The 14,246-nt window shown below is 41.2% G+C and carries 13 protein-coding genes; all 13 read left to right on the top strand.

Annotated elements, in window-relative coordinates; translation table 11 throughout:
* Positions 1 to 126: 126 nt before the first annotated feature.
* The 13 genes from MHZ95_RS10815 (at position 127) to MHZ95_RS10755 (ending at position 14,245) form a co-directional block, all read left to right on the top strand.
* The gene (locus tag MHZ95_RS10815; protein ID WP_239390645.1) at positions 127 to 1,512 is read left to right on the top strand and encodes an MFS transporter; all 1,386 of its coding nucleotides are present in this window, start codon (positions 127 to 129) and stop codon (positions 1,510 to 1,512) included.
* 223 nt (positions 1,513 to 1,735) lie between these two features.
* Positions 1,736 to 2,374 carry an Ntn hydrolase family protein gene (locus MHZ95_RS10810; protein WP_239390644.1) on the top strand — a complete coding sequence of 213 codons (639 nt, stop codon included), beginning with the start codon at positions 1,736 to 1,738 and terminating at the stop codon, positions 2,372 to 2,374.
* A 177-nt stretch (positions 2,375 to 2,551) separates the two neighbouring features.
* Positions 2,552 to 3,208 (top strand): GntR family transcriptional regulator, encoded by a 657-nt coding sequence (locus MHZ95_RS10805; protein WP_239390643.1) that lies wholly within the window; start codon positions 2,552 to 2,554, stop codon positions 3,206 to 3,208.
* Positions 3,209 to 3,253: 45 nt separating this feature from the next.
* Complete coding sequence (locus MHZ95_RS10800) at positions 3,254 to 4,132, top strand: hydroxymethylglutaryl-CoA lyase (protein WP_239390642.1); 879 nt, start codon at positions 3,254 to 3,256, stop codon at positions 4,130 to 4,132.
* A 98-nt stretch (positions 4,133 to 4,230) separates the two neighbouring features.
* Positions 4,231 to 5,391, top strand: a complete 1,161-nt coding sequence (locus MHZ95_RS10795) for a CaiB/BaiF CoA transferase family protein (protein ID WP_239390641.1) — start codon at positions 4,231 to 4,233, stop codon at positions 5,389 to 5,391.
* 144 nt (positions 5,392 to 5,535) lie between these two features.
* Positions 5,536 to 6,882 carry a CitMHS family transporter gene (locus tag MHZ95_RS10790; protein WP_239390640.1) on the top strand — a complete coding sequence of 449 codons (1,347 nt, stop codon included), beginning with the start codon at positions 5,536 to 5,538 and terminating at the stop codon, positions 6,880 to 6,882.
* Between the two features lie 104 nt (positions 6,883 to 6,986).
* Positions 6,987 to 8,072 carry a pyruvate dehydrogenase (acetyl-transferring) E1 component subunit alpha gene (gene pdhA / locus MHZ95_RS10785; RefSeq protein WP_239390639.1) on the top strand — a complete coding sequence of 362 codons (1,086 nt, stop codon included), beginning with the start codon at positions 6,987 to 6,989 and terminating at the stop codon, positions 8,070 to 8,072.
* Between the two features lies 1 nt (position 8,073).
* On the top strand, positions 8,074 to 9,069 hold the full coding sequence (locus tag MHZ95_RS10780) for an alpha-ketoacid dehydrogenase subunit beta (protein WP_239390638.1): 996 nt from the start codon (positions 8,074 to 8,076) through the stop codon (positions 9,067 to 9,069).
* 11 nt (positions 9,070 to 9,080) lie between these two features.
* A complete protein-coding gene (locus tag MHZ95_RS10775; RefSeq protein ID WP_239390637.1) occupies positions 9,081 to 10,337 on the top strand; it encodes a dihydrolipoamide acetyltransferase family protein in 1,257 nt (418 codons plus the stop codon).
* Between the two features lie 22 nt (positions 10,338 to 10,359).
* Positions 10,360 to 10,785, top strand: a complete 426-nt coding sequence (locus MHZ95_RS10770; protein WP_370643005.1) for a PaaI family thioesterase — start codon at positions 10,360 to 10,362, stop codon at positions 10,783 to 10,785.
* 422 nt (positions 10,786 to 11,207) lie between these two features.
* Positions 11,208 to 12,134, top strand: coding sequence for a ribokinase (rbsK, locus tag MHZ95_RS10765; RefSeq protein WP_239390636.1), 927 nt, complete (start codon positions 11,208 to 11,210; stop codon positions 12,132 to 12,134).
* Between the two features lie 30 nt (positions 12,135 to 12,164).
* On the top strand, positions 12,165 to 12,899 hold the full coding sequence (locus MHZ95_RS10760; RefSeq protein ID WP_239390635.1) for a glutamine amidotransferase: 735 nt from the start codon (positions 12,165 to 12,167) through the stop codon (positions 12,897 to 12,899).
* Positions 12,900 to 12,943: 44 nt separating this feature from the next.
* Positions 12,944 to 14,245 (top strand): ArgE/DapE family deacylase, encoded by a 1,302-nt coding sequence (locus MHZ95_RS10755; RefSeq protein WP_239390634.1) that lies wholly within the window; start codon positions 12,944 to 12,946, stop codon positions 14,243 to 14,245.
* Position 14,246: the final 1 nt, after the last annotated feature.

Genomic DNA, 14,246 nt, shown 5'->3' with positions numbered 1-14,246 from the left:
ATTGAGAAAATGAAGACGCCATGGAAATCTCTTTCTTTGGTGTTTTCATTTTTTGACTGGCGATATATATCCTTCATTTTAAAATTCGTCTGAAAGCGCTATCAACTAGATTGGGGGAAAATACATATGAAAACAGTTAATCCCATAGATGTGATTAATAAAAGTCGTGTTCATTCGTTTCACATTCTGTTAGTGGCTTGGCTCTTTTTCGTTTTGATGTTTGACGGTTACGATGTTGTGATTTACGGTGCGGTTGTGTCTACGCTAATGGAAGAATGGGGGATGTCCGATGTGATGGGCGGTGCAATCGGAAGTTATACGGTTGCAGGTACTGCGGTCGGGGCAGTCATCTTCGGATTGATGGCGGATAAAGTCGGACGAAAAAGAGTCATTATTTTATGTACGGCGGTATTTAGCCTGTTTACTTTTCTTGCAGGCTTTGCAACAAGTGCAGGGATATTCACTGTCCTTCGAGTAATAGCGGGTCTCGGTCTTGGTGGTGTCATGCCGAATATCATCGCACTTGTGACAGAGTTTGCACCCCAAAAAAGGCGAACAGCACTTGTCGCATTTGTCTTTGCGGGCTATTCAACGGGAGCGGTTGTTGCCGCGTTAACAAGTCGTGCATTACTTCCCACAGTAGGATGGAAACCTACTTTTTGGATTGCGATTATTCCCATCATTTTGCTGCCATTAATCATGAAGAGTGTACCAGAATCCGTCGCCTACCTCATTGAAAAGGGGAAGATGGATAAGGTGAAAGGGATTTTGACAAAGGTGGATCCAACCATTAGTCCGGCAGATCGGATCGAAATACCGAGACGTGCACAAAGCGTAGTTGGGTCAACCTTTAGCCAGTTATTCCAAGAAAAACGGACATTTAGCACGATGATGTTCTGGATTGCCTTTTTCTGCTCATTACTTCTCGTATTTGCAATGAATACCTGGTTACCGCGCCTCCTAATGGCAGCAGGTTTCGATTTGAGCTCCAGCTTACTCTTCACGGCAGTGATGCAACTAGGTGCCATTCTTGGAACAGTCGTTTTAGGGCCGGTGATGGATAGAATTGGATTTAAAAAAGTGCTTGTGCCACTTTTCTTTTCCGGTGCAATTGCTCTTGCTCTTATTGGGTATTCAAAGAATACCGCGATTGTGTTGGGGTTGATTACTATAATAGGTGCTGCAACAATTGGTGTTCAAAATTTGTCCAATACATTTGTTTCTCAATATTACCCTACCCATATGCGTGCTACAGCAATAGGTAGCACAATGGCATTTGGCCGGATTGGTGGCATTTTAGCGCCCCTCATTGTAGGTGTTCTCTTATCGATGAATCTGCAACCCCAATATAATTTTGGTGTGATTGGGATTGCTTCATTGATCGGTGGGTTAGCCTTGCTGTTTGTGCAGGAAAAGCATGCGGTGTACCGTGAGGAAAAGCAAGTGGACGAAAAGCCTGAAAAGGAACGTTCAGAAGCGATTCCCAAAATCGCCGAGGCAGATGTGAATTAGTCCTATGGCCCTTTCACAATTCAATGAATTGATGAAGGGGCTTTTTTAGTTAAGCAACAAATTGGAATAAAAAGAAGAGATACATAGGTCTATCTTTACAAAGTTGTCATCCCATTCGTATTGCTCTATCCACATTGTGGGTATACTTATGATAAAGCCGAATGGTAGCCTTACTCTCTAGACTATTGAAGAGTGATGACTAACTAAGTGAAGGAGGCATAAGATGACAGCTTTAATCGGAAAAACGTTTGATACCGGAATCTTGCTTGTAGCGGATACGAGAATAACAAATAGAGGTTTAGCCACATTCAAGGATGATGAGAAAAAGATCATTGTTTTGAACAAAAGGCTTGTATTTGCTTATGCGGGAGTGAAAAATATTATAGATAGAGGTTTGGAAGAATTGAGAAAAAGTGCAACAACTGGCTCAACAGAGGAGATCATGGGAGAGGCCAAAAGATTATTTAGTGCTGCCTTAGCATCCTTCAAGAAATCGTATCCCGGGCAAAGTTATGCAACTGTTATTGTTTTTGCAGGCTTTAAAGAGAATGATCAGACATTTGCCTGTTACTTTTCTTCGGATGACAATTTTACAAAGCATTCCCCTCTACAAGTATTCTTCAAGACCTTTCCAAATAAAGAAATGCCGTTATTGCGTGATTTTTTAACCTATCAAATTGATTATTCAAAACAAGATATAGACTATTTCGTACAAAAATTCTCTCTTGCCATTAGGAGGATCAAGAATCGATATGTCAGTAAAAATGCCTATGCCGTTTATTTATCACAAGCAGAAATATTGGAGATAAAGATTAGTGGACAGGGAAAATATATTATTCATCGTCTGGCAATAAACGATTAAATAGGAAAAAATGATTTAATAATCTTATAATTAAAATTAATTTGAAATATATACTTGTTAAGTGCCTAAATAGACTGTATAATACTATTCAATGCTTCTTGAATTAACAGAAAAAATTTTATGGCTTCTTGTATACATTGTCAGATAATTGAGATAAATGTGATGGGGGTAGTTGACATGTTTATAGAAATTGATTCTTCCCAAACGCTTCAAAATCAAGTTTATGGATATTTACATGGGAAAATTATGAATGGAGAACTGGCACCTGGTGAACGTATCGTTGAACAACGAATTTCACAAGAAACCGGAATTAGCCGGAGCCCAATACGGGAAGCGATTCGAAGATTGGGAAGCGAAGGGCTCGTGGCGGTGAGCCCTAGGGGAGGAGTCCGTGTCTATCGTGCAACTAGTTCAGACTACAAGCATCTTTATGAATGCCGATTGAGCTTGGAGCCGACAGCTGCCCACTTAGCCGCTTTACGAATCAATAACACTCAACAGGTTCAGTTAGCAGATTTAATAGAGGCCATGAATTTAGCGGCAGAAAAACGGGAAATTGAGCAGCTCAAACGCTTGAGCAGTAGCTTTCACCGTATGATTTTGGATCTAAGTGGGAACCCCTATTTAGCAAAAATGATGCATCAATTAAATTCTTTAATCACCTTGTATCGAAACGCCGTCTTAAACATACCTAACCGTCTTGAAGATGGCGCTCGTGAACATAATTCCATAGGACTGGCAATATGTAACAAGGAAGCAGAACGAGCAGAGGAGTTGATGAGAGAGCATATAAACAAAGATTATCAGTTCTTTTTATCCAAACATACTGACTAAAAAAAATGAGCATAAACTGAGTGAAATGTGGGGAGCGTGAAGAGAATGAAGTTTCCTGAATCTATCGAAGTTCGGGATGTGACGTTACGAGATGGTTTGCAAAATGAATCGATTTTTTTCGAAACAGATGAAAAGCTCAAAGGGCTTGATCAACTGATTGCCGCGGGGTATAAAAGGATTGAAGTGACATCATTTGTTCATCCAAAATGGGTTCCGGCTCTACGCGATGCGGATGAGCTGGCAGAACATTTGCCCCTACATCCTGATGTCGAATACGATGCCTTAGTTCCGAATCGTCGAGGACTGGATCGTTTTTTAAATACTTCTATTCATAATGCGGTATTTTTTCTTTCAGCGAGTACGCTTCATAATCAGGCGAATCTAAATAAGAGTACGGATGATTCATTAGACGACATCAGAGCATTGATTATCGAAGCGAAAAACAAAGGTAGAAAGACGATTGGCGGTATCGCGACAGCATTTGTTTGTCCGTATGCTGGCGTTGTTCCATATACGGAGGTTGAAAAAGTCGCAGAAAGATTAGTCACAAGTGGAATTGATGAACTTGGGTTAGGTGATACAATCGGAAAAGCCACTCCTCGAGTCGTCTATGAGTATTGTAGTCGATTACGAGAGAAATACCCGAATTTGGCGTTAAGTCTGCATCTCCATGACACATATGGATATGGGCTAGCCAATATTTTAGCCGGATTACAGGCTGGTATTCAATCTATCGATGTAGCCCAAGCAGGACTTGGAGGCTGTCCTTATGCGCCTGGATCCCCAGGGAATATCAAAGCAAGCAGTGTCGCATCGTTTTTAGAACAACAAAATATCCAAACGGGTTTAGATTTAGCGAGGGTAATTGAATTAGATAAGGCGTTTTATGAATTAACGAATCGATCATCTGCGGTGGCAAAATAAGTTCGGGCAATTGAATGATAAGTTAATCATTTTCATCGCTATTTATTGTATACAATATCTGAATAATCAATCTACTAAAAAGAGAAGGTGGGAATTAGATGAGAAAGCCACTAGAAGGTATTAAAGTACTGGAATTAGGGAATTTTGTAGCTGCTCCGTTTGCGGGCAAGATTTTTGGAGAATTTGGTGCAGAAGTGATTAAGGTGGAAGATCCAAAGAATGGGGATTCCCTGCGAAATTGGCGTGTTATGCATAAAGGAACATCGCTTTGGTGGTATGTGCATGCACGAAATAAAAAATCCATTACACTGAACCTACGCGAGATGGAAGGGCAGGAAACGGTCCGGGAGTTAGCGAAGGAGGCCGATGTCATTATTGAGAATTTCCGTCCTGGAACATTGGAAAAATGGGGGATCGGTTACGAGGATTTGAAAAAAGTGAATCCTAGTATTATATTGACACGAATTTCCGGTTACGGACAAACGGGTCCTTACAAAGATAAGGTCGGCTTTGGAAGTGTTGCGGAGTCCATGGGAGGGCTTCGGTATTTAACCGGTTTTCCTGATAGACCGCCAGTACGTGTAGGGTTGGCAATTGGCGATTCGATTTCAGGTCTCTATGCAGTCATTGGCACATTGCTGGCGCTTAGAGCAAGGGACTCAGATACATTGAAAAGAGGTCAGGTTGTAGATGTCGCATTGACCGAATCCGTTTTCTCTTTATTGGAAGGGGTGTTACCGGAATATGATTTGAAGGGAATTGTCAGAGAAAGAACCGGAGCTACATTGGAAGGGATCGCACCTTCGAATACGTATCTCTGTGCAGATGGAAAATATATCGTTATCGCAGCAAATAGCGATAGTATATTCAAACGCTTTATGGTTGCGATAGGACGAACAGACTTAGCTGATAACCCTGCATATGCGGATAATCAAGGAAGGGCGAGGCATGCTGAGTTTCTCGACGAATTAATTGAAGAGTGGACAAAAAAATATCCACAAAAGATCGTTCAGAAATTGCTAGATGATGCTGGAGTGCCGGTTGGTCCGATTTATAGTATTGAAGATATCGTACATGATGACCAATTTCAGGCGCGTGAGATGTTACAAACAGTGGTACTTCCAGATGGTGAAGCAGTATTGGTGCCAGGAGTTGTTCCAAAACTTTCTGAAACTCCGGGTAGTTTGAAATGGATTGGGCCTGAATTAGGACAACATAATGAAGAGATTCTGCATCAGAAATTGAACCTACAAAAATAGCAATGGCAAGGATTTACGAATAAGTTAAGAGCAATTTCTTATTACAAGGATTGACCGTATTCTTCATTAGTGCAACTTAGAGGAAACTTACTAAAAAGAGAATGTAAGCGGTGCCAACTAAGCCACTTGAGGAGGAAAAAATCGATGTTGTCTATTTTAGGGTTTCTGATGGTCGTCACTTTTTTGTCTCTGATCATGTCCAAACGGATATCACCATTTGTTGGGTTAACAGTTATTCCGATACTTTTTGGACTAGCTGGTGGATTTGGATCGGAACTGGGGACATTTATGATGGAAGGGATTCAAAAGGTAGCACCGACGGCTATCTTACTATTGTTCGCCATATTATATTTTGGGATCATGTTGGATACCGGACTATTTGATCCAATGACAACAAAAATTATACAGTTAGCGAAAGGAGATCCTCTAAAAGTAATTGTAGGATCAGCCATATTGGCGGGAATCATCGGCTTTGATGGTGATGGTTCAACGACAATGATGATTTGTGTAACCGCTTTCCTTCCCTTGTATAAAAAACTGGGCATTAATCCTGTCATACTGGCTTCAATCGTTATCATGCAAATTGGCATTACAACACTCGTTCCTTGGGGGGGACCGGCTGGCCGAATTGCAAGTGTGTTGAATCTTGATCCGACCGCATTATATTTGAAAATGCTTCCGGGGATGCTGGTTAGTTTACTTTATGTAGTCGGCGTTGCTTATATCATCGGTTTAAAAGAGCGAGCTAGGTGTAAGGAAGCGGGGCTATACCCGGTTCAATCTGACTCCTTTTCGAGCCAATCTGCCATTATAGAAGATGCTGCGATCGAACAAGCTTCTATTGAAAATATAGAGAACCCCAACCAAGGAAGTAAGAAATCGAAAATCATTTGGGTGAATTTCTTTTTGACAGCCATAATTATGGTAGCCATTGTAGCGGAATGGTTGCCAGCTGCAATTTTGTTTATCGTTGGCACGGCGATCGCGTTATTTATCAATTATCCAATGTTAGCGGATCAGCGAGAGCGAATTGCTGCCCATTCACCAAATGCATTGGCCGTTGTCAGTATGGTATTGGCAGCTGGTATTTTTTCAGGGATTTTTAAAGGCACCTTAATGTCTGAAGCGATGGCACAAACAGTCGTCAATGTCATTCCGTCAGAATTAGGACCTATTATGGCATTAATCACAGCAATTATCAGTGTTCCGGGACTCTTTTTAATTGGACCTGACGGATTTTACTTTGGCATCTTGCCAGTTTTAGCGGAAACGGCCGCAGCTTACGGCATCGATCCGTTAGTCATCGGGACGGCATCGTTATATGGAACTCCATTTGGCATTATGGGTCCCCTTGTGGCCTCCATTTATTTGCTCATTCAATTGACAGGCATCAGTTTAGGAGATCTCCATAAATATACCGCAAAATGGGCGATAGGTATTGTGGCTATTTTTATTATTGTCGGAGTTTTGGTTGGAACGATTACTTTTTAAAAATATTTTTCTTGTCCTAGATTTTATTGTATACATTATCTTTCTATTTAGATAATTGAATGATGTAATTTTAGTGTTTGAAACAGCTGAAAGAGGTGGATGAAATGATTACAAAAGTTCAAACGGAAAATTCGCGGCAATTCCAATTGGTTCAAGTGATAGATAAGGATGGGAAGTTTGTTGATGAATCATATAAAAGTAAAATAACGAAGGAGCTCGTTCAACTTTTTTATCGTCAGCTTGTCTGCATGAGGACATTTGATCGGAGAGCGGTAAACTTACAACGTCAGGGACGCCTTGGTACGTATCCGCCGTTTGAAGGGCAAGAAGCGGCGCAAGTTGGCAGTGCACTCGCTTTGGATAAAGATGATTGGATGTTTCCGACCTATCGGGATCATGCAGCAAGTATTACATTTGGAAAGTCCTATGGGATTTTATCATCTTGGAATGGAAGGGTGGAAGGGAATCTGCCGCCTGAAGGACGCAATATTTTACCACCATCTGTTCCGATAGCTACCCAACTGCCACTTGCTGCCGGTGCGGCAATGGCAGCCAAATTTAAAGGATCATCACAAGTGGCGATTGCTTATTTTGGAGATGGGGCGACATCTGAAGGCGATTTCCATGAAGGTTTGAATTTTGCGAGCGTTTTCAAAGCACCTGTTGTATTTTTCAATCAGAATAATAATTATGCGATTTCCGTACCGATTTGGAAACAAATGAACTCTAAGACGATTGCACAAAAGTCAGTTGCGTATGATATTCCAGGTGTTCGGTTGGACGGAAACGACATATTCGCTGTCTATTTTGAAACCCAAAAAGCAATCGAAAGAGCCCGGGCAGGAGAAGGTCCTACACTTATAGAGGCTGTTACGTGGAGATATGGTGCACATACCACTGCAGATGATCCAACAAAATATCGCGATCAGGAAGAAAGCAAAAAACGTCGTGAAAATGATCCGATTATTCGTCTGGAGCGATTTATGAAAAATTATAGTTTTTGGGACGATGAATGGAGTCGACAAATTCAGGAGGAGGCAGCCGCAGAAATTGAGGCTGCGGTGAAAGAACTGGAAACCATGCCACCGCCAAATGTGAACGATATCTATGATTATATATTTGAAAACCCGACATGGACAATTCAACAGCAAAAAGAACGCTATCTAAAACATTTGCGAGGTGAAGCATAATATGTCTACAGCCATAAAGATAAAAGAGCTTACATTGCTTCAAGCTGTCAATGACGGCTTGCAAACGATGCTGAGGGAGCGGAATGAAGTTGTTATTTTAGGAGAAGACGTAGGGGAAAATGGAGGCGTATTTCGCGCAACGGATGGATTGCAGAAGGAATTTGGAGAACATCGGGTTTTCGATACACCTTTAAGTGAGGCTGGGATTATCGGTTCATCCGTTGGCATGGCAATGAATGGGATGCTGCCGATTGCAGAGATCCAATTTTTCGGTTTCATCTATCCGGCATATGAGCAAATTATGAGCCAAGCCACACGTATGCGCTATCGTACGAAGGGGATATTTACGGTCCCTTTGGTAATTCGTGCGCCGTATGGGGCGGGTGTGCATGCTCCAGAAATCCACTCAGATAGTGTCGAGTCTTTGTTTACTCATATGCCTGGTATTAAAGTGATTTGTCCTTCAACACCTTACGATGCAAAAGGTTTATTGATTTCTGCGATTGAAGATCCCGATCCCGTCCTGTTTTTGGAACCGCTTCGGCTGTATCGCTCTGTACGAGGGGAAGTGCCTGAAGGAAAATATACGATTGAAATTGGCGAAGGAAAGAAATTGAAGGAAGGCGATGATGTCACGGTTATTGCGTGGGGCGCGATGATGCCGGTAGCGATGAAGGCGGCTGAAGAAGCTGAAAGACAGGGAATCACTTGTGATGTGATCGATTTACGCACATTATACCCAATCGACAAAGACATCATTGCGGAATCCGTTCAAAAAACAGGACGCTGTGTCATTGTGCATGAAGCACATGCGACAGGTGGGTTAGGTAATGATATTGTTTCAATCATTAATGATACATCGTTCTTATATATGAAATCGCCGATAGAACGTGTTACGGGAGCCGATGTGCATGTGCCGTTTTGGGCCTTGGAACAACACTATTTACCGACTTCGGCACGTGTATTGGAATCCATTCAAAACGTTATTAATTTCTAGGGGGAATCGAAATGGTCGAAGTAAAACTACATGATATTGGGGAAGGGATGACAGAAGGGGATGTCCTTACCTATTTTGTTAAGGTAGGTGACCATGTCGACGTCGACCAACCATTAGTGGAAGTGCAAACCGATAAAATGGTTGCAGAATTGACTTCACCTACTGCAGGCGTTGTGAAAGAAATTCTTGTTGCAACACAGGAAACGATTCCGGTTGGTACGACCATATTGACAGTGGAAACAATCGGTGGATCCCCCAAAACAGAAAAGAAAGTAGAAGAACAGCTAGCAACCGTTGAAAAGCAATCCGTTGCGACTGTATTGACAACAATAGAATCACCTAAAGAAGCGGGATCTATAGAACGGATCATTGCTGCGCCCTTTACGCGAAAAGTGGCAAGGGAACATGATGTTGATCTTACATTCATAAAAGGGACAGGGAGAAGGGGCCGAATTACAGTAGAAGACATTCATCGTTTTGTTGCCGATCGAGAACAACAACCGACTAAGCATGCACCTAGTATAGCCGATTCCTTGCCTACTCCGAAATCACAGAAAGTATCAGGTGAGGATGAGCAAGTGGAGACGATTCCGTTTAAAGGTCGACGCAAACAAATTGCCATGAAGATGAGTATGTCTCTTTATACCATTCCGCATGTTGCTCATTTAGAGGAAATTGACATGACCAATTTACTTCTCTATCGACAAGAATTAAAAAAAGTAGATATGAATTTATCTGTCGTTTCTTTTTTTATAAAGGCACTCGCAATCGCCTTAAAAGAGTACCCTGTCTTTAATGCAACGTTAGATGAAGAGAATGAAGTAATACAACTTAAGAAAATGGTTCATATGGGAATTGCAACCGACTCCGAGCTAGGATTGATTGTCCCGGTATTGCGGCATGTTGAAAAGAAATCATTGCTTCAAATCCAAGCGGAAATGAAAAGTTTAACAAAAAAAGCACAAGACAATACACTAACGGTAGAGGAAATGACCGGTAGTACGTTCACCATTAGCAATGTCGGGCCAATGGGTGGAATCGGAGCAACACCGATCATCAATTATCCAGAAACAGGATTGATGGCGTTCCATAAAACGAGGAAAATGCCTGTCGTGACGGAAGATGATGAAATTGTCATTCGTTCGATCATGAATGTCACTATGACCTTTGATCATCGCGTGACAGATGGAGCAACCGTTGCTGCATTTACCAATCGCTTTAAAGCAATGATTGAAAACCCCCAACTGCTTATGTTGGAACTGATTTGATTGAAGAAAGAGAGGGAAAATCTTGACGGAAAAATATACGATGATAGATTTTAGAAATGTGGTTCATAAAAGGGCGGCGCCTCCTAATTGTGATAGTACGTTACAAATTGAAGCCGTTTATGCGGAACAGGGCGAGTCAAAAGGGATTTGGCAAGTCGACGATCAGTTTCTTAATGGAATTGGTGTGGCGATGGGCGGATTTCTCACTTCGGCAGCTGATATTATGATGGCCTACGCTATTGCAACCAAACTGGATGAACAGCAGTCATTCGCCTCTATTGATATACACACAACATTTCATCGCCCGGTAAAGACTGGTCAGGTTCTAGTTTCAGCTAAAGTCGAAAGAATCGGGAAAAAAGTGGCTTATGTTGTTGCGGAGTTAGTACAAAACGACAAGACAGTGGCCAGTGCGGTTTCTTCAATTATGATTTTGGAAAATGAGTGATTGTCCGATATCCGTTAAAGAAGTAGCGTTTTTTCCTTTAATGGATTTATTGAATCCAGCAAATGGATTTTTTCCTTATCCCTATAACCTATAATGAAAAAGCAGCATCTTTTGCGATGCTGCTTCCATTGTGTTTACATTTGATTGACGCGCGTTTCAATGGCATCAGACTATAGATTTAATCAATGATTTATATAAGCACTATCCAAACGGCTTCTATTTAAAATTAGAAAAGAAAATGAGAGATACCAAAGGAGCTGCTAAATACATTGGTTGAGATCTGGCATGCTGATTATGGAATTTCGTACATTACGATTGAGGGTTAATTATTTTATTGACACTCACTTCAGAAGATGGTAAATTATCTGTAAGTAACCGGTTACATATAGACCTATACATTTTGAAGTGAGGGGTAAAGCAAATTGAAAGAGTCACCTTCTATAGTTATCATTGGTAGTTTAAACCTAGACATGGTATTGCAGTCTTCCAAATTTCCCGAAGAAGGAGAGACTATCATTGGTCAAAGCTTTTTTTCTAGTATGGGTGGAAAGGGAGCAAATCAAGCAGTTGCGGCTGCCCGTCTAGGAGCAGAAGTAAGTCTAATCGGGGCAGTTGGAAATGATGCCTATGGAGAACAATTGATTAATAAACTTAAGGAGGAGGGGGTAAACACATCTTATATCACAAAAATCAGTGATCAGCCCACTGGAATTGCATGTGTGCATGTAAGTTCAAATGATAATCGAATAACGGTGATTCCTGGTGCAAACTATCATTTGCTTCCAGCTCATATTGATCAAGCTGAGAGACTCATTGAAGCCGCAGATATCGTAGTACTGCAGATGGAAATACCGATTGATACCATCATCCATGGCATTACAAGGGCTAAGTATTTAGGGAAGAAAATAATATTGAATCCTGCACCGGCATTTAATTTACCTAAAGACATCCTGAGTCAAATAGATTATTTAACACCTAATGAAACCGAACTTCATATTCTCGCATCAGGATCTGATATTGAAATTGATATTCTTAATTCAGCCCAGCGGCTTTTGAAGATGGGAGTTGGGAATTTAATCGTAACACTGGGTGAAAAGGGGGCCAGATACTTCTCGGGAAAAAGTGAAGAAAAGCATTTTTCATCGCATTGTGTACAAGTAATCGATACTACTGGGGCAGGAGATGCTTTCAATGGGGGGTTAGCGTATTCATTGGCAAAAGGAGATGAAGTGGATGAAGCAATTACTTTTGCTACGAAGGTTGGAGCGCACGCAGTAACGAAACTGGGTGCACAGGCAGGCATGCCATCGAATAAAGAGTTAGACGCTTTTTTTATGAATGTGATGTAACCGGTTACATATAATGAGGAGGAGATTGTTATGAAAGTATTATTTATTGGAGAGTCTTGGACAGTTCATATGATTCATGCGAAGGGATATGACACTTTCGAATCTACAAAATATGAAGAAGGTGCAACTTTTTTATTAGATTGTTTAAAAGAAAATGGCGTGGAAATTGACTATATGCCATCACATGAAGTGCAAGTAAGATTTCCCAATAGTCTTGAAGTGTTGGAACAGTATGATTCGATTGTAATCAGTGATATTGGAAGTAACACTTTCTTGCTTCAAAATAAAACTTTCTATCAAATGGAAAGAATTCCAAACGCATTGGAATTGATTCGCCAATACGTCGAAAACGGGGGCGGACTGCTCATGATTGGTGGATACCTATCCTTTATGGGAATCGAAGGAAAAGCCAACTATAAAAATACTGTTCTTGCTGATGTATTGCCGATAGTGATGTTGGACAGAGATGACAGAGTGGAAAAACCTGAAGGCGTTTCTCCGGAAACAATTGCCGAACACGAAATTACGAAAGGTCTTGAAAAATGGCCACCATTCCTAGGGTATAACCGTTTTACTGCCAAAGAAGATGCAACGACATTAGTGAAAATTGAGGAGGATCCGTTATTAGTCGTTGGTGAGTACGGTAAAGGAAAAACAGCTGCCTTTGCCAGCGATTGCGCACCTCACTGGGGATCAATTGAATTCCTTCAATGGGATCAATATACACAGTTATGGAAAAGGATTTTAGAGCAAATCAAGAGGTGATAAATATTATCTATTAATGTTATCTATTATGGAAGGTGAAGAAAATGGCTTTGAAAAACATCCAAGCTCGACTTAATGAACATCAGGATCAATATATTCAATTTCTGAAGAAGCTGGTTCAAACCGATACGATGGTTATTGGACACGGCATCGATGGTGGGAACGAGAAGGCTGGACAGGTCATCATTAAGAAAGAACTTGAAAAATTAGGATTCGAAATTGATGAATTTGAGGTTGAAGATGAAAAAATAAAAAGGTATCCAGGTGCCAACCTTGGTCATGAAAATAAGGGGCGTCCCAATATCGTTGGGACCCTGCACGGAAAAGGCTCTGGTCGTTCGCTTATACTCAATGGACATATTGACACAATGCCTTATGGAAACAAAGAAGATTGGAATCACGATCCTTTTCTTGGGGAAGTAATCGATGGCTATTTGTACGGATTGGGAGCGACTGATATGAAAGCCTCCCTCTCCGCTATGATCATGGCAGCCGAACTGCTTCACTCATTGGGAATTCAATTAAAAGGAGACTTAATTATTCAATCCGTTGTAGATGAGGAAGGTGGCGGTAACGGAACGCTTGCCTGTGTAGAGAGAGGGTATAAAGCGGATGGAGCGATTGTTGGTGAACCAACGACTTTAAATATTCAACCAGCTCATATGGGTTTTCTTTTTCACGAGATTGAAGTGAAAGGGTTAGCTTTACACTCAAGTCAGTTATGGCAGGGTGTCAATGCAATTGATAAGGCAATGGATATTTATCGGGCCATCAAAAAGCTTGAACATAGATGGCTAATGACTGAAAAACATCCATTGTTACCAGGACAGACGACAAACCTTGGCGTTATCGAAGGGGGGATTGCAGGGTCTGTTGTACCAAATAACTGTAAGATGAATTTTTGTACGCATTACCACCCAAAAAAAGGAGTTTCACATCAAAAACGAAGAGACGAAGTTTGTGATGAAATAATGGGAGCGATTGAAAGTGTTGTAAGCGGTGATAAATGGCTTAAGGAGCATCCACCGAAAATAACAGTTTATCAAGAAGGATTTCCATTTGAAACTTCGATAGACGATCCCCTTGTTAGGGAGTCTAAGGAATTGGTGACGTTTATCCTTGGTAGGGAAGCAGTCATTGAAGGAATGCCGGCAGGTTGTGATGCTAGATTATTGTCGGGATATGGGGAGATTCCAACGATTATACTAGGATGTGGCGATCCAAAAGTATCACATTCCGTCAACGAATCAGTAGAAGTGGCACAGTATATTAAATTGATTGAAATCTATGCAGCATTTATTATCCAATGGTGTGGGATTGCTGACATACATAAAGAGGGGGAATGAG

The organism is Sporosarcina sp. ACRSM, from assembly GCF_022346545.1.
In the GTDB taxonomy this organism is placed as follows: domain Bacteria; phylum Bacillota; class Bacilli; order Bacillales_A; family Planococcaceae; genus Sporosarcina.
Note: the sequence above shows the minus strand (reverse complement) of the source record. Positions and strands in the feature narration are given on the sequence as shown.